The 16,503-nt window shown below is 57.8% G+C and carries 15 protein-coding genes and 1 pseudogene; 11 read left to right on the top strand and 5 right to left on the bottom strand.

What is annotated here, in order from left to right:
• Nucleotides 1–345 precede the first annotated feature (345 nt).
• The 5 genes from MOV75_RS00505 (at nt 346) to MOV75_RS00485 (ending at nt 5,370) form a co-directional block, all read left to right on the top strand.
• Nucleotides 346–1,287, top strand: a complete 942-nt coding sequence (locus MOV75_RS00505; RefSeq protein ID WP_247004467.1) for a LysR family transcriptional regulator — start codon at nt 346–348, stop codon at nt 1,285–1,287.
• 108 nt (nt 1,288–1,395) lie between these two features.
• Nucleotides 1,396–1,698, top strand: a complete 303-nt coding sequence (locus MOV75_RS00500) for a hypothetical protein (protein WP_247004464.1) — start codon at nt 1,396–1,398, stop codon at nt 1,696–1,698.
• 23 nt (nt 1,699–1,721) lie between these two features.
• The gene (locus MOV75_RS00495; RefSeq protein WP_247004462.1) at nt 1,722–2,468 is read left to right on the top strand and encodes a glucose 1-dehydrogenase; all 747 of its coding nucleotides are present in this window, start codon (nt 1,722–1,724) and stop codon (nt 2,466–2,468) included.
• 180 nt (nt 2,469–2,648) lie between these two features.
• Nucleotides 2,649–4,115, top strand: coding sequence for an aldehyde dehydrogenase family protein (locus MOV75_RS00490; protein ID WP_247004460.1), 1,467 nt, complete (start codon nt 2,649–2,651; stop codon nt 4,113–4,115).
• 295 nt (nt 4,116–4,410) lie between these two features.
• On the top strand, nt 4,411–5,370 hold the full coding sequence (locus MOV75_RS00485) for a LysR family transcriptional regulator (RefSeq protein ID WP_247004458.1): 960 nt from the start codon (nt 4,411–4,413) through the stop codon (nt 5,368–5,370).
• Between the two features lie 24 nt (nt 5,371–5,394).
• On the opposite strand, the gene MOV75_RS42915 is transcribed toward MOV75_RS00485, so the two are convergent.
• Nucleotides 5,395–5,823, bottom strand: coding sequence for a LysR substrate-binding domain-containing protein (locus MOV75_RS42915; RefSeq protein WP_369010433.1), 429 nt, complete (start codon nt 5,821–5,823; stop codon nt 5,395–5,397).
• A complete protein-coding gene (locus MOV75_RS00480; RefSeq protein ID WP_247004456.1) occupies nt 5,795–6,142 on the bottom strand; it encodes a LysR substrate-binding domain-containing protein in 348 nt (115 codons plus the stop codon). The genes MOV75_RS42915 and MOV75_RS00480 overlap by 29 nt, the downstream gene beginning before the upstream one ends.
• Nucleotides 6,143–6,642: 500 nt before the next feature.
• On the opposite strand from MOV75_RS00480, the pseudogene MOV75_RS42910 reads away from it, so the two are divergent.
• Nucleotides 6,643–7,016 (top strand): annotated as a pseudogene (locus MOV75_RS42910) (tripartite tricarboxylate transporter substrate-binding protein).
• A gap of 257 nt (nt 7,017–7,273) precedes the next feature.
• On the opposite strand, the gene MOV75_RS00475 reads toward MOV75_RS42910, so the two are convergent.
• From MOV75_RS00475 to MOV75_RS00465, 3 genes are all read right to left on the bottom strand, one after another.
• Nucleotides 7,274–8,251, bottom strand: coding sequence for a CoA ester lyase (locus tag MOV75_RS00475; protein ID WP_247004454.1), 978 nt, complete (start codon nt 8,249–8,251; stop codon nt 7,274–7,276).
• A 106-nt stretch (nt 8,252–8,357) separates the two neighbouring features.
• Nucleotides 8,358–9,452: a MaoC family dehydratase gene (locus MOV75_RS00470; RefSeq protein WP_247004452.1), complete on the bottom strand. Its 1,095-nt coding sequence runs from the start codon at nt 9,450–9,452 to the stop codon at nt 8,358–8,360.
• A 33-nt stretch (nt 9,453–9,485) separates the two neighbouring features.
• Nucleotides 9,486–10,724 carry a CoA transferase gene (locus tag MOV75_RS00465; RefSeq protein WP_247004450.1) on the bottom strand — a complete coding sequence of 413 codons (1,239 nt, stop codon included), beginning with the start codon at nt 10,722–10,724 and terminating at the stop codon, nt 9,486–9,488.
• Between the two features lie 449 nt (nt 10,725–11,173).
• On the opposite strand from MOV75_RS00465, the gene MOV75_RS00460 reads away from it, so the two are divergent.
• Genes MOV75_RS00460 through MOV75_RS00440 form a run of 5 tightly spaced genes read left to right on the top strand, consistent with a single transcriptional unit; the run spans nt 11,174 to nt 16,494 of the window.
• Complete coding sequence (locus MOV75_RS00460; protein ID WP_247004448.1) at nt 11,174–12,352, top strand: CaiB/BaiF CoA-transferase family protein; 1,179 nt, start codon at nt 11,174–11,176, stop codon at nt 12,350–12,352.
• Nucleotides 12,353–12,378: 26 nt separating this feature from the next.
• The gene (locus tag MOV75_RS00455; protein WP_247004495.1) at nt 12,379–13,854 is read left to right on the top strand and encodes an aldehyde dehydrogenase; all 1,476 of its coding nucleotides are present in this window, start codon (nt 12,379–12,381) and stop codon (nt 13,852–13,854) included.
• A gap of 49 nt (nt 13,855–13,903) precedes the next feature.
• On the top strand, nt 13,904–14,695 hold the full coding sequence (locus tag MOV75_RS00450; protein WP_247004446.1) for an SDR family NAD(P)-dependent oxidoreductase: 792 nt from the start codon (nt 13,904–13,906) through the stop codon (nt 14,693–14,695).
• 30 nt (nt 14,696–14,725) lie between these two features.
• Entirely contained in the window at nt 14,726–15,712 is a 987-nt protein-coding gene (locus tag MOV75_RS00445) for a quinone oxidoreductase (protein WP_247004444.1), read from the top strand.
• Nucleotides 15,713–15,744: 32 nt separating this feature from the next.
• Nucleotides 15,745–16,494, top strand: coding sequence for an SDR family NAD(P)-dependent oxidoreductase (locus MOV75_RS00440; protein WP_247004442.1), 750 nt, complete (start codon nt 15,745–15,747; stop codon nt 16,492–16,494).
• The last annotated feature ends 9 nt before the right edge of the window (nt 16,495–16,503 follow it).

Raw genomic sequence — 16,503 nt, 5'->3', positions numbered from 1 at the left:
ACGAAGGAGCAGCAGCAGACGATCGACAATATGGGAACTATGCTTGGCGATCCGGGTACCAGGCCGGCGATTGGCTGCGACGCAATTCAGCAGTTAGATTCTCCGATTCTGTTTCTAACGGGAGCGCGTAGTCCAACCGTTATGGCGAAATGATTGAGGCTATGAGGCGTTGCAATGGTATGCTATCCGTCCCAGTTGTCGTACTCACGCGGTGAATAGAGAGAATCCGGAGTTTTTTAATCGAGCCGTGTTATCGTTCTTGATGCGTCAATGAAGTCGCGAGATATCGCGCGCTGGCGCGCGAACTTTATCAGCTGCCGCTGATGCTTTGATCGGGCAAACAGTATGGACATCCGGCAACTTAGATGCTTCCTCACCACGGTCGAAGAAGGTTCGCTATCCGCAGCCGCAGTCAAGCTCCAATTAGCCCAACCGTCGCTCTCTCAGCACGTTGCAAAGCTTGAAGAAGAGCTTGGCACCCAGCTCCTCGTCCGTACGCCGCGAGGGATTACGCCGACTGACGCTGGGCAGGCCCTTGCTGGGCACGCCCGGACGATTCTGGAGGCGCTAGCGCTTGCAGAGCAGGACGTGAAGAACTTCGGCGGTGAGCCACAAGGATCTGTGTCGATTGGCTTGCCGTCCTCTCTCAGCATGATCCTAAGCGTACCACTCGCAGAGACAATAACGAACGATTACCCCAAGATCACGCTCCGTCTCGTCGAGGCGATGTCGGGAGACATCCAGTCATGGATAACGGAGAGCTCAATCGATTTAGGGTTCCTCTATGACGTCCAGCAATTGCGACATCTTTCTTCCCGCCCGCTCTTTGAGGAGCAGCTGTATCTGGTTTCTGCTCCGGACAATTGGTCGAAACCCAGCGATGAACCTGTTTCGCTCGCCGAAGCGGCTGAGCTGCCTCTAGTGTTGCCTAGCCGGAGGCACGGCTTGCGCGAGATGATTGAACGACACGCCCGGGCCAAGAATGTCACCCTCAACGTGACGCTCGAAATCGATGCTCTCACTCAGATCAAGGCGTTGGTAGCGAGGGCAAGCGCCTACACGATCTTGGCGCATGCTGCAGTTCTCGACGAGGTCGAACGAAGCGAATTGGTGCTCGTTCCGATCAAGGACCCGGAAATGATCCGGGTCGTATCTCTGGTCAGGAATCCGAGCCGCGTGGTGACCCGGGCCAGCCTCGAGGTGGAGCAACTGTCGGCCACATTATTGCAGGAGCTGGTCCGGCGTCGAAAATGGCGTGCGAGGATCATTGATAAGAACCAGCCATAGGCTGTGGCAATATCCCCTCTAGGTAGTCACGTCCTTTAAAGGGGGCGCGAATTCTGAAACGGTGTTCCCTCGGATTAACACCGATGTCAGCTCGCATCAGCGTCCCACTTGGCATCGGCGGTGCGTCGGAAGATCCAGCTGTTCTCGGCCTTTACGTCGAGAGAGCATCAACTGCCAGCGCAGGCCACGCATTTGTTAGTCCAGGACATTGAGAACCGCCTGAATGACATCGATAGCATGATCCCTCGAGTTCAAGGAAATGGCGAGGCAGCCCGCGGGCTAGGCGTCCGGCGGCTGGCCGTTCTAGCCACAGAATCCAATTCTTCTCTGCTGGCTCCTTTGGCCGACCGCACGCTCTTAATTGAGCGGGGCGCTCTGAGCGAGCAGATCGGCGCACCAAAAGCCGCTTAAACACGAACGCAAGGGAGACTTATATGCGATTACAGGACAAAGTCGCGCTTATCACCGGAGCAGCATCTGGTTTCGGAGCCGAAATAGCCCGTATGTTTGCCAGCGAGGGGGCGCTGGTTGCCGTCGTTGACCTCAATTCGGATGGTGCCCGCAACGTTAGCGCAGAGATCGGAAATGCGAGCTTGCCCGTACGCTGCGACGTATCGTCCGCCGCCGATGTACGAAATGCCGTAGAGGAGACGAGAACGCACTTCGGCCGTCTCGACATTGTCATCAACAATGCCGGCACTACGCACAAGAACAAGCCTATGTTGGACGTCGCTGAGGCTGAGTTTGACCGCGTGTTCGCTGTGAACGTGAAGTCGCTGTTTCACATGGCCCATGCCGCGGTCCCGATCATGCGGGCTCAGGGTGGCGGAGTGATGATTAATGTGGGCTCGACGGCTGGGCTGCGGCCTCGACCGGGTCTCACCTGGTACAATGGATCAAAGGGGGCAGCGAACCTGCTGACGAAATCCATGGCGGTGGAATTGGCTCCGGACAAGATCCGGGTCAACGGCCTTGCTCCGGTCGCCGGGGATACGCCACTCCTTCCATCATTCCTAGGATCGGATTCACCGGAAGTGCGGGCCAAGTTTCTTGCGTCTATTCCGCTCGGTCGATTTGCAAAGCCGGCGGACGTTGCGGCGGCAGCCCTCTTTCTCGCTTCAGATGAGGCAGAGTTCTTGACCGGCGTCGTTCTCGAAGTCGATGGCGGTCGGACCATCTGAAGTATTCGGAAATGGCAAGGCAGACGGATCTTGAGCGTATTCTGGCGGACGTGATCGAGGCGGCGGTTACTGCTCCCTACCTCTCGACCCCGTTCGGGCCGTAGGCGAACAATCCGACTGCATCCAGATCGAGTCTGTCCTACCGCATTTAGGCTTCAGCGCAGGCATAGGAGAGAAGTCATGAACGTACAATTGTCGTCCGCTTTCGCAACCGGAGGCGTCTTTATCGGGAATCACTGGAAGGCCGCGCAGTCCGGTCGCACGCTTGACGTCGTATCGCCGGCGGACGGTGCTCCCTTTGCCAAAATCGCCGCAGGTGGAAAGGCCGACATCGACGAAGCAGTTGCGACTGCTAGGCGAGCTTCGGAGGAGGGCCCGTGGCCTCGAATGACGGCGACCGAACGAGGGCGTCTGCTGTCGAAACTTGCGGTAGCCATTGAGCTGCGCACGGATGAACTCACTGCGCTCGAGGCGCGCGATACTGGCAAGCCACTGAAGCAGGCGAGGGCGGACATCGTTGCAGCTGCCCGCTACTTCGAATTCTATGGTGGGGCAGCCGACAAGCTGCATGGCGAGACAATCCCCTTTCTCAACGGCTATTTCGTACCCACTGAGAGGGTTCCATTCGGAGTGACGGCGCACATCATTCCATGGAATTATCCCGCCCAAATGTTTGGGCGCACGATTGCGCCAGCACTTGCCGTCGGCAACACGACGGTCATCAAGCCTGCCGAAGAGGCGTGTTTGACGCCCCTGCGTTTCGCCGAGCTCGCCGCGTCGGTCGGATTTCCAGATGGCGTCATCAATATCGTCCCGGGTCTTGGCGAGGAGGCTGGTGCCGCGCTCGCCAATCATCCGGGAATCGATTTCATATCGTTCACCGGGTCACCTGAGGTCGGTACGCTCATTCAGACGGCCGCAGCCAAGAATCATATCGGCTGCACGCTCGAGCTGGGTGGCAAGTCCCCACACGTCCTGTTCTCCGACGCAGATCTGGAAGTTGCAATACCTGTTATTGTAAACACTGTGGTCCAAAATGCCGGCCAAACCTGCTCAGCGGGTTCGCGGCTCCTCATCGAGAAGAGTGCCTATGATAAGGTCGTCGCAGGCATTCAGGAGAAGTTCAAAACACTGCGCGCAGGCACGCCTGAGATGGATCTCGATCTCGGGCCGGTGATCAGTGCGAACCAAAAGAAGAGAGTTGAAGGTTTCTTTGAGCGCGCTACAGGAAATGGCGTGCCGATCCTGGCGGAAGGCGCGATCGCGGATAATGTCCCGGCGGGCGGCTACTTCGTTGCTCCGCGCATCTACGGGCCGGTGCCGCGCACAAACGAGCTTGCCACGCAGGAGGTCTTCGGCCCAGTTCTCTCAATCCTTCCATTCGAGGATGAGGCGGACGCCGTTCGTCTTGCCAATGGCACCGATTTTGGTCTGATGGCAGGGGTTTGGTCGAGGAATGGCTCCCGTGCCCTACGGGTCGCGCGGCAGGTCAAGGCCGGACAAGTCTACATTAATGCCTATGGTGCCGGTGGCGGTATCGAATTGCCCTTCGGCGGCATGAAGAAGTCCGGTCATGGACGCGAGAAAGGCTTCGAAGCGCTGTACGAGTTTTCCACTCTGAAGACGATGATCATCAAGCACGGCTAGTGGTACCGGCGGGAGGCGGCCTGCGGCCCGTGCTCCCGCCGTTGCAGGGACACGGAGAAGACTACCCGCCGCTCTCCCGGGCCTATGCCGCAAACTAGGACTCCCGCGTTCCTCCTCGAGAGACTGGTCGATGTGCCGTACACTGACGGACTTGGCTAGCACTTGGGCGCCGACCATTTTTTTTCTGAGGCACGGCATGGCGACTTCGCTGACTTGGGCCGACAGAACCCTCGCTGCCCCCTAGGTTTTCGCCGCGGGGGCGATTATGCTAATTTTGAGAGCATCAGAGGAGATTATGCAGATCAGCCCCTCGACGACCGCAAATCTCAATTTGAAGCTTCTGCAGACCTTTCTACTGGTCGCAGAACACAGCAGTTTTCGTGCCGCAGCGGAAAAGGTATTCCGTTCGCAATCGGCGGTCAGCGCCCAGATCCGCCATCTCGAGGAGCAGCTTGGAATCCCACTGTTTCATCGCACCACGCGGCGCGTGCACCTGACGGCAGAGGGCCTTCAGTTATTAGAGTGTGCCAAGCGCGCGTTGCTGGAGGTGGAATCCGGGTTACGTCTGATCCGAGAATCCGCCGACATCCGACGTGGTAAGGTTTCGCTCTCATGCTCCCCAACTATCGCAGAAACCAGACTCGCAAGAGTGCTGGCCGCCTTCGAAAAGGACTATCCCGGCATCGAGATCTCGGTCAGAGAACTGACATCGGCGGCGCTCTTTGAGAGTATTCGCAGGCGAGAGGTCGACTTTGGAATCGGACCTATCGTCGATACGACCGAGTTCCAGTTCGAGCCGATCTTGGAAGATCCCCTGTACGCGCTAGTGCCAAAGCGCTTCCTAAACACTGCGAAAGACACGATCTCTCTAGCGACGCTTACTAACATGCCTCTGCTTGTATTGAGCGCCGCGACGGCCTTGCGTCGCATGCTTGAGGCTACCCTTAGAGAGCGAAATCTTAGCTTTACGACTCGCTACGAATTTGCTCAGGCGCAAACGCTAATCTCAATGGCGGACGCAGGCCTTGGAGCGGCCATACTCCCCCGGGTCGCCTTGCCGACTAGAGCTAGTCGCAATGCTTTTGCGCTTCGGATTGTGAATCCGCCTCTGATCCGACAAGTCGCTGTGATTACGTTGAAAGGGCAATCGCTTTCGCCGGCATCAGAGCGTCTTGTGCAACTGCTTCAAGAGCTCATACCAGAGCCACAGGAGCGTGTGAGGTCACTGAAGAGGCCGAAACTCGAACAGGCGTAGTGCGCTCGCGGCAACTTAGCTCAATCAACGCGAGGCAGTTGCTTCGTCAATATTCGTTCTCCATCCTGTCACGGCTGCGCTTGCGCATTCGACAAGGATCCTCACGAGCTCGTCGCGGTGGTGGTTGGCGGGAGCGTCCTGTCGCACACAAATTCGCAAGTTTCGACGCGCCCACGGCTCTGCTAGGGGTAGAATCGCCAGTCGCCTCTCGTAACCCTTCTCGCCGGATCGGGGCATAATTCCGACGCCCGCTCCAGATGCAACCAGCGGTGCAACGGCTCGATAGCCGGGTACCTGAACGTGGATGTCGAGTGTCGCACCAAGTGCGGCGGCATGACTTAGAAGGTAGGCGTTAATTGCCGCGCCACGCTGCAGCCCGATGAATGGTTCACAAACGCATTCTTCGAACCGTACCGGCTTTCCCCTATTTGATGGAGCTGCTACGCGGCGCAAGCACTACCAGTTCATCGTCACAGTAAGGAAAGAGGGCCAACTCCTTGTGATTGGCCTGAAGCGCGACAATTCCAACGTCTGCACGCCGATCCGTCACCGCTGCCAAAATGTCGTGACTGTACTTCTCTTCAAGAGCAATTCGGACGGAAGGATGGTGTTTGAAGAAAATTGCCAGATCATCCGCGATAAACGAATTTACGGCATTGGTGTTGGCGACCAGTGTTATCCTGCCAGGCATGCCGGCCGAGAATGGAAGCATATCGGCGTGCATCTGCTCGAGCAGCTCAAACGACTTGCGAGCATAGTCAGCCAAAACCATGCCAGCGGGCGTGGGGCTCGCCCCCTCGCGATTTCGTTCGAGTGTGCACCGCGAGACAGGTTGCCTTCATCGAGAAACGGCAAGAAAAACTCTAAGGTCGACTAAATCGTAGCGCATCTTTAGCCGCGAGCTCGCCTATGTTCGGTCCTGACGAATGCATCATTCGGAACATACCGCTTATTGGTCCTCGGGCAATGGCCTAAGCTTCAGCGCCACCTGGGATCAGCTCGATGAAAATCACCAAAGTGAATTTTTGCGCTGCGCGCTCCTAAACAAGAACGGCCTCATTGGACCAGCCATTTCATTATTCGGCTAATGAACTCCTCGTTCGGGTCTAGACGGACGAAGGACTGGACGGCTTCGGCTCGGCAACGAGCTATACTGCCATCGACTATCCCTTAAAGCCTTGGACTTCGGGGCTGTCAGACCTGATCGTCGGAGAGGATGCACTCGCACCTGAGCGACTGTACCAAAAGCTGTTTGGTCTCACCACGAGTAAGATGGCGAGCAAGCTGGGCTGGTCGAAGGAGGCAATGGTTCGCATTTCTAAGGCAAAGCCGGGTCAACTAAACTATGGCTCGGCCGGTGCTGGAACCGCGCACCATCTCATTGGCGAAATGTTCAAATTGAAGACTGGCACGAATATCATTCAGTTCCGGATCGTGGCAGCGCTCCCGCCTTGGCCGACTTGATTGGTGGACAGATGGACATCATGTTGTACACGGTTACGTCCGGCCTTTCCCAGCTAAAGGAGGGTACAACACGCGCGCTGGCGGTCACGACTGCGCAACGTTCTTTGGCCACGCCCCACATCCCGCACATGCTGAAGGTGCGATCCCTGGCTTTGACGTTGAAACATGGTTCTGGCTTCTAGCGCCTGCAAATACGTTGAAGGCGATTGTGACGAAATTGAACCGCGAGACCGTTTAGAGCGTCAACTCCCCAAATGTGAAGTCGCGTCTGCTCGAGCTCGGGGCCGAGCCAATCGGCAACTCGCCGGTCGAGATGGTGACTCAAATCAAGAATGAGCTTGAAATGTTCGGAGCTCTGACGAAGCAACCGCAGTTGGTGGTTGACTAGACCTATGATGAGCGAACTTCCCAATTTTGGACGCGCTTGCCGCCATGCCTGTTAGTATGCGAGCCCGAGCTGTGTAGCTTTTCCGATAAGATTCTCCGCCATCTTGATGCTCGCGATATCGATCAGTCGACCGTCAAGACTGACCGCTCCGCGGCCTGCGCGTTCCGCCTCGCTCATTGTGTTCAATATCCGCTTAGCCGCGAAGATCTCCTCCGGTCGGGGCGAGAAGACCGAGTTTGCCAGCTCAATTTGCGAAGGATGAATGGCCCACTTGCCTTCGTACCCGAGAGCGGCGGCGCGGCGCGCAGCATTTTCGTACGAGAGAGGATCCGAGTAGTCACCAAACGGACCATCGATTGGTCGAAGACCATAGGCTCGGCACGCGACCAGCATTCGCGATTGCGCATAGTGCCAAAGATCGCCGGGATGGAACTGGCGATCCGCTGGGTCGCCTTGACCTACTAACATCCCGTAATCTGGGCTCGATCCTCCGATGATGGTGGTGCGCGCACGGGTACTGGCCGCGTAGTCACCCACGCCAAAGCTCATGGCTTCAATGCGCTTGGAGCTTGCGGCGATTGCTTCGACATTGGACATACCAAGTGAAGTCTCGATGAGAATTTCGAATCCGATCCGCTTTGACCGCTTCTTTGCCAACTCGATTTGCGTCACCAACATGTCAACTGCATAAACATCAGCGGTGACGCCGATCTTGGGCAGAAGCAGCATATCAAGCCGAGGGCAGGCTTCGACAACCTCAACGACATCGCGATACATGTACTCCGTATCGAGCCCATTCACGCGGACTTGTACTGTCTTCTGACCCCAGTCCAGATCGTTCAACGCCACGATGGCGTTGCGTCGAGCGGCCACCTTCTCACTGGGAGCAACGGCGTCTTCGAGGTCAAGGAAGATCACGTCGGCGCGAGCTTTCGAAGCCTTCTCGATGAAAGTGACGTTTGACGCTGGGACAGCCAATTGAGATCGCTGGAGGCGCGGAGCAGCCGGTTGAATGATCGTAGCACTCATGCTGGTAATCCTCTCGAAAGTTGCCAGAAACGGAGCTGCCGCGGTGAGAGTGAGCCTTGCGTCACTAGATTACCGCGCGATGCCCGAATGATAGTTCTGCTGGTCCTCAACGGTGCGCGACCGAACCGCTGCCTGACTGCCTACGCGGCATCAGAACGGTGTAGTTGAGATCAAGTACCACGGCGGGATGATATCCATTTCGCTCACCACCTGGCTGTGCCGAAACAACTCCGTCTGGCGCAACGTTTTTCAATCCGATCAACCGAACTCTCGTAGCTCCCACGTCCGATCGACCCTGCAGCTTCCATTTGTCAATTATTTCCGAGTACGCGTAGAGTGTGTCTCCGGCTACCGTTGGAGATACGTGGCGGCCTCCGTTGATCGCGAGAACACTCAAAACGTTCTCGAGGCCGTCATATGCGAGAGCGCGGCAAACCGAGATGACGTGCCCTCCATAGACCAGCCGCCTCCCGACGTGGGATTGCTTCATACTGACGGCGTCGAAGTGCGGCCTGGCGTTGTTTTGGTAGAGGCGCGTCGCCGACATGTGGTCAGCTTCCTCAACCGTCATTCCTAGAGGATGATCTATTCGCATCCCCGGCGTGAAATGCTCCCAAAGATTCGGTGATCCCGTTGCCTCGCAAAGGTCGTCCAGCGCATCCTTTGATCCAACTCGCGCATATGGGCAAAACTGGTCCTGAGGCACGACAATTGCCAGCTCAGGCTCGTGGGACTCATTTACTGCAGATTCCGCGTTTCGCTTGTGCACCATTACCCAGCGCACCCAGCTCAGGACTGGTCGGTCGTCCTGCTGGAAGCAGGTCGAACGGACGTACACCACCCCTGTTTTGCGGCTCGAGTTTTCCTTCAGTCCGATGACCACACTTTCGCATCGCAGCGTGTCTCCGGAAAACACGGGCTCGATGAACCGAAGCTCGGCGTAACCAAGATTTGCCACCGCATTTAGCGATATCTCGGGCACTGTCTTGCCGAAAGCCAGGTTGAAAACGAGAATGTCATCGATCGGTCGGCCGGGGTAACCGAGAGTGCGTGCGACTGTAACGGCAGAGTTGGACGCATACCGACTCCCGGTGAGCGCAACGTAAAGCGAAGCGTCCGCGTCAATAACAGTTCGCGGGGTTGCGTGACGGAAGACCTGACCAAGGTGAAAGTCCTCGAAGAAGTTTCCGTACCGATCCATTGGCATTTTCGCTACTCCGCCCGAAGAGGTGATCTAGGATCCATGGAATGGATCTCGCTCTGGGCCGGCGACTAGCCCGGCATCGTGTAGCTTTCCGACCGCGGTTGAATCGAGCCCCAGGACATCCATCAAGACTTCGTCCGTGTGCTGGCCGAGCAGTGGAGCCGGATCGATCGGCCCGCGAGCTGTGTCACGAACGCGGACCGGTGTGCCGGCAGAAAGATGTTCTCCAACTCCTGGTGTTCGGATGCGTTCGAATATTGGATTTGCTGCGCTGATACGGGAGTCGTCCCGGAGCGCCTGCCGAACAGTTTGATAAATCCCCCAACAGACGCCATTGCTGTCGAATTTATCGGCAACCTCAGCCAGGGTTCGAAAGGAAGTCCAAGATTGGATAAATGCTGCGATCTCCTCGCGCGCTTCATAGCGATCGCCTTCTCTGGCGAAGTTAAGTCCGAGTTCCTTCTCGAGTATCTCCATCGCATGCTGCATGCCGCAAGCGTTGACAAGGTTTTTCCACTGCGTCAGCGAAATCGCGGCCACGTAAACTCGACGTTGGTCACTAGTCGGAAAATCACGTCCAAACGCACCGAAGAGATAGTTACCGATTGACGGTCGTTCTTGGTCCAGAAGTTCGGCTTCGGCCGAGAGGCCAAGATGCGACAGCATCGAAAATGCAACATCGGCTAGGGCGATGCGCAATTCAGCCCCGTTTTGTGTCGCGCGACGGGTGGCCGAAGCAGCGGCGATCGCGAAAGCCGCTTGGTAGGCGCACGCGATATCCCAAGCAGGCAGCACATGATTTACAGGCGCCGAGAGCGACCCGCCACCTGTCATGGCGGGAAAGCCGACAGCGCAGTTGACCGTGTAGTCGAGCGCAGTCGATCCATCCGGATTGCCCTCGATCGTGCAGGTGATGATGTCGCGCCGGCGGGCTGAAAGTGCGGCATGTGACAGCCATGATCCACCGACGTTCGTAAGCAGCACCCCGCCATCAGCACCGGGGGCCGTTACAAGCGATTGGACCAGCTCTCTACCTTCTGGTCGACGAATGTCCACAGCAAACGAGCGCTTCCCCTTATTGAGGCCGGTCCAGTACAGGCTTCTGCCACCCGGCATTGTGGGCTGCCGCGCGTAGTCGATCCCTCCACCAGGCAGATCGATACGGATCACGTCTGCGCCGAACTGCGACAACGTCATTCCTGCGAGAGGCGCGGCAACGAACGCGGAGCTCTCCACAACCCGCAATCCCCGCAAAAATTGATAATTCATCACTTTCCCCAAAGCGTGGTTGAGTCCGGGAGCCAAGCTCACCTTCAGTCGAAGAAGCTAATCTCGCTGCATCAGTGCAACAATCAGAGTTATCTAGCCGATTATGCAGGTTTATCGATCAACCAGCGGCGTTGGCGAATTAGGGTTCGGGGCATTTTGTCCGAGCCTTCATCGCTGATGGCTAATGAAGGCATCGGTCGGCCCAGGCGAACGGAAGCGGCATGCTGTCAGATGCGATGCGCAGCTGTTCAAGTCGCGTCATGATGCCAACAGCAATTCAACTCGCCGCTCATTCTGCAGCCAGATTGCATAATCTGCCTTATAAATGCGTTTGTCTGTGCAGGCCCGCGCACCTACGGATTGGCCATCGCTCTTTAAGCCCGATGGGTGCGAAATTGAACTCCTCAACATTGCCCACGTCTGACACCACGAAGCAACGCGTCGGAGCCTTGGCGGGCCTGCGTGTCCTCGACATCGCGACATTTGTCGCGGCGCCGTTCTGCGGCACGGTTCTCGCGGACTTCGGCGCGGAGGTTATCAAGGTCGAGCAGCCAAAGGGCGGTGACTCGCTCAGGCAGTTCGGTACGATCAGCGAGTGCGGAGATAGCCTAGTCTGGTTGAGTGAAGCGCGAAACAAGAAGACCGTGACGCTCGATTTGCGCCAGGCTGAGGGCGCCGCACTGTTCAAGAAGCTTGTCGCGAAGACCGACGTCATCCTTGAGAATTTCCGACCGGGGACGCTCGAAAAATGGGGGGTGGGTTTCGAGGCGCTGCGGCAGATAAATCCAGGACTGATCATGCTGCGGATCAGTGCCTACGGACAGACCGGTCCGAAGCGTGACGAGCCTGGTTTTGCCCGCATCGCCCACGCGTTCGCCGGTCTTTCGTGGCTTTCGGGAGAGGCCGATGGCCCGCCGGTTGTACCGGGCTCGACGTCGATGGCGGACTACGTCTCGGGGATGTGGGGAGCGATAGGTGTATTGGCAGCCCTGCGCGCGCGGGACAAATCGGGGCGTGGCCAATTCATCGATCTCGGCCTTTACGAGTCCGTCTTTAGATTGCTGGATGAGATCGCTCCTGCGTACGCAAAGTACGGCACGGTGCGCGAGCGAATGGGGGCAGATACCGTCAACGTTGTTCCGCACAGCCATTACTGCACGCAAACCGGCGAGTGGGTGGCGCTCGCATGCACGAACGACAAAATGTTTGCCCGGCTGGCCGAGGTGATGGGGCGGCCCGAGCTAGCAAAAGAGTTTCCGACGAGCGCTATCAGGGTGCAGAATCGTGATCACATCAACTCGTTGGTGGCTCAGTGGATGGCCAAGCATTCCCTCGCTGACGTGATCACGCTGACGCGAGAGGGCGGTGTGCCATGCGCTCAGATCTACTCCATACGAGAGATCTTTGAGGACCCCCAATACAAGGCGCGAGGCAATCTTCTGCGCGTCGAGGATCCGCGCATTGGCGAGCTGGTGGTTCCAGCACCAATTCCGCGGCTTTCGGAAACGCCACCGGAATTCAGGCATACCGGGCGTCCACTTGGGGCCGACAATGAGGACGTCTTTATGAACCTTATCGGCCTGAGTGCCGACGAGTTCCGCGCGGCTCGCGCGTCCGGCGTCATTTGAGGAGTTAGCAGATGAGTGCCGAGGGTATTCAGAAGTACCAAATGTTGATCGGTGGTGAATGGGTCGACGCCGCAGACGGAAGTACGTTTGAGACGACAGATCCCTACACCGGCCAGGTATGGGCGACCCTGCCAAGGGCGAAGCAGGTCGATGCCGATCGAGCCGTGGATGCGGCGGCGAAAGCTCTGAAGGGCGAGTGGTCGCGTATGACCGCGAGCAGCAGGGGGCTCCTCTTGTGCCGCCTTGCGGACTTAATCGCCCGCGACGCAGAGCAGCTCGCGCGGATTGAGGTCCGCGACAACGGCAAACTGATCGCTGAAATGCGGGCGCAAGTCGGCTACCTGCCGCAATACTTTCGTTACTTTGGTGGCCTTGCGGACAAGATCGAAGGCGCGGTACTGCCAATCGACAAGCCAGATACATTCAATTACACCCGCCACGAGCCACTGGGCGTGTGCGTCGCGATCACCGCGTGGAACTCTCCGCTTCTTCTCGCCGTGAATAAGCTGGCGCCGGGCCTTGCAGCGGGCAATACCTTTGTTGTCAAACCATCCGAATTTACGTCGGCTTCGACGCTCGAATTCGCGCGGCTCGCCAAGGAAGCCGGAATTCCTGACGGTGTAATTAACGTCGTGACTGGCTTCGGAAACGAAGTTGGAGCCCCGTTGGTGGAGCATCCAAGGGTCGCGAAGATTGGTTTCACTGGAAGTGAATCCGGCGGTCAACGCATCTATGAGACGGCCGCTCGCGGCTTCAAGCACGCGACCCTGGAACTGGGCGGTAAATCGGCCAATATTGTGTTCGCAGACGCGAACCTCGATAATGCTGTCAAGGGTGCGATCTCTGGCATCTTTGCTGCCACCGGCCAAACATGTGTGGCTGGTTCGCGACTGCTGGTACAAGATAGCATCTATGATGAATTCGTTGGTCGCTTGGTCGAGTTTGCCAAGAAGGCCCGAATGGGTGACCCGAAAGAGGCGACGACCCAGGTCGGACCGGTGACCACTCCGCCGCAGTTCAAGAAGATTCTTGAGTACATCGATATCGCAAAGGCCGAGGGAGCGCGCTGCCTTCTCGGCGGAAAGGTGGCTACGCGCCCGGAGTGCGGCGCGGGTCAATTCGTCGAGCCGACGATCTTCAGCGAAGTGCGCAACGATATGCGTATTGCACAAGAGGAAGTGTTCGGGCCAGTGCTCAGCTGCATTCGTTTCAAGGACGATGACGAAGCAATCTCAATTGCCAACGACAGTCTGTACGGGCTTGCGGCAGGACTATGGACACGCGATCTGCGGCGCGCGATCGAGCTGCCGAAGCGTCTCGACGTGGGCATCGTCTGGGTGAACATGTACCGCGCCGTGAGCTACATGTCGCCCTTTGGCGGCTATAAGCGCTCAGGCCTCGGCCGGGAAAACGGCATGGATGCCATTCGCGAGTACCTTCAGACTAAGAGCGTTTGGATCAGTACCGCGGAGGAAGTTCCGGATCCTTTTGTGATCCGGTAGGCGCTACCATGCACGTCTTCGTATGCAAGACCACACTTGGATGGCGAAAATGACAACAGCCAGCCCTTTCGCTCAAGTACTACCGGCATTTCGTCTTACTGGTCGCACGGCATTGGTGACCGGCGCCGGAGCCGGAATCGGTGCCGCGATCGCCGCGGCCCTTTCGGAGGCCGGAGCCGACGTAATCCTTGTGTCTCGCTCGCAGGGTGACCTAGAGGCCGTAGCTGCACGAATTCGTGCCGCTGGGGGACGAGTCGAAGTTCGCGAGTGCGATGTGACAAACTCTTCGGCAATTCGGTCAGTCATTGCCGAATTGCCTCAACTCGACATCGTCGTGAACAACGCTGGCACCAACGTACCGGAGCCGTTCCTAGAGGTATCTGACGAGCATCTCGACTTCATGAGCAACCTCAATGTGCGTGCTTGCTTCGTCGTTGCGCAAGCCGCCGTCAGGAAGATGCTTGAAGATCCGGCCAGGAAAGAGAAGAGCGGGGTCGTGATCAATGTCTCATCCCAAATGGGACATGTTGGATCACCGAACCGCACCGTCTACTGCATGAACAAGCATGCGGTAGAAGGCTTGACCAAAGCGATGGCTGTCGAGTTGGCCCCGGTGGGTATTCGCGTCAACAGCATCGGTCCGACCTTCGTCGACACTCCGCTGATCCGTAAGATCGTTGATACGCCCGAGAAGTATCAGTTTCTGGTCTCGAAGATTCCGATGGGACAGATGGCGAGAGCCGAGGACATCGCGGCCGCAGCCATTTACCTAGCCTCTCCGGCCGCAGCAATGGTGACGGGGACTTGCCTATTGGTTGATGGCGGCTGGACTGCCCAATAACGCGCGTTTTTCAAACTTGGAGTCATGAACATGAGCGCTACGTACGGACGCTTTGTCGTCGAGAAGACCGGTGAACCCGAGGTGATGAAATGGATCTCCGAGCCGGTCCAACATCCGGGGGCAAATGACATCCGCGTTCGACATGAGGCGATCGGGGTCGATTACATCGACACTCAGATTCGTGGAGGACTTCTGCCGGCTACATTGCCTACCGGACTCGGATTCGCTGGCGTCGGGGAGGCCGTCGAGGTTGGTGCTGACGTGAAGCACATCAAGAAGGGCGATCGGGTCGCCTACATGTACTTTGTCGCCGGAAGCTATGGCGAAGAGCGCGTCGTACCTGCCGATCGGGTCGTCGCCTTGCCGGACCAGACGTTGTCGCCCGAGCTCGCTGCGGGCGCGCTGTTTCGTGGCCTGACCGCTTGGTACCTGGCCAACCGTCTGAAACCTCTTGGAAAGGGCGATACCGCCCTCGTTCACGCCGCGGCCGGCGGCGTCGGCCTGATCCTCACGCAATGGTTGGCTCATTTGGGTGTGACGGTCATCGGTACGGTAGATACCCGCGAGAAGGCGGAGGCGCTGCGTGAGTTCGGCTGTCCCCATCCCGTCCTGATGCCGGACGAGGACTTCGTCGCCAAGGTCAAGGACGTGACTGGAGGCAAGGGCGTATCCGTCGTCTACGAAAGCATCGGCGTTGCCACCTTCGAGCGTTCGCTTGATTGCGCTAAGCGCTTCGGCCTGATCGCTTCCTATGGCTGGCCCTCCGGAGATCCGGACAATGTCTCCCTCATGACGTTGCGCACCAAGGGATCGCTGTTTATCACCCGACCGACGGTCACCCAGTACACCGCCGAAAGCGAGGACTTTCGAGCCGGTGCAGCGGCCCTGTTCGATCTCATCAAGCAAGGCAAGTTGCGAATCAAGGTCGGCAACTCCTATCCGCTTCGCGAAGCGGCGCGTGCGCATGCAGATTTGGTAGCCGGGCGAACCCTGGGCTCGGTGGTCTTGGTGCCCTGATCTAAGAGATCAAACGGATTGAAGGAGTTCTCATGCTGCTGAAAAACAAGGTGGCGATCGTGACGGGTTGCGCCTCCCTGAAGGGCATAGGCTGGGCAACGGCGAAGCGCTTCGCGGACGAAGGGGCGACTGTGGCTTTGCTCGACTTGGACGAGAAAGGCGGACACGCGGCCGCCAGAGAAATTGGACCAATTCACATCGGCTATGCGTGCGATGTTCGTGATGCAAAGCGATGCAACGAGGTGGTGGCCGAGATTATCGCGTCGTTTGGAACGGTCGATATCCTCGTCAACAATGCGGGTGTCAGCCAGGCAAAGCGATTAATGGACAGCACCGCCGATGACTACGACATCGTCATGGATGTTAGTCTTCGCGGCGCGTACAACATGTCCCGCGCCGTGGTACCGCATTTTCGTTCACGCAAGAGCGGAAACATAGCGTGCATCGGTTCGATCGCCGCTCAGCGCGGCGGCGGGGTTCTTGGCGGCCCCCACTATGCCGCGGCGAAGGGAGGCGTTCAGACGCTCGCGAAGGCCATGGCGCGCGAGCTCGCACCGGACGGCATCCGAGTCAACGCTGTTGCTCCGGGATTGATCGATACCGAACTTCTGACCGGTAAGATCGACGACGAAGGCAAGCGGCGCGTCGCCGAAAGCACTCCGCTTGGTCGGCTTGGCACGCCGCAGGACATTGCCAACGCATTGCTGTTCCTTTGCAGCGATCTCTCGAGCTACGTCACTGGCGTGGTGCTCGACGTCAACGGCGGCTTCCATATTCACTAGAACAGATAT

It is taken from the genome of Bradyrhizobium sp. PRIMUS42, assembly GCF_023006515.1.
Classification (GTDB): domain Bacteria; phylum Pseudomonadota; class Alphaproteobacteria; order Rhizobiales; family Xanthobacteraceae; genus Bradyrhizobium.
This window is presented reverse-complemented; position numbering and strand designations above follow the sequence as displayed.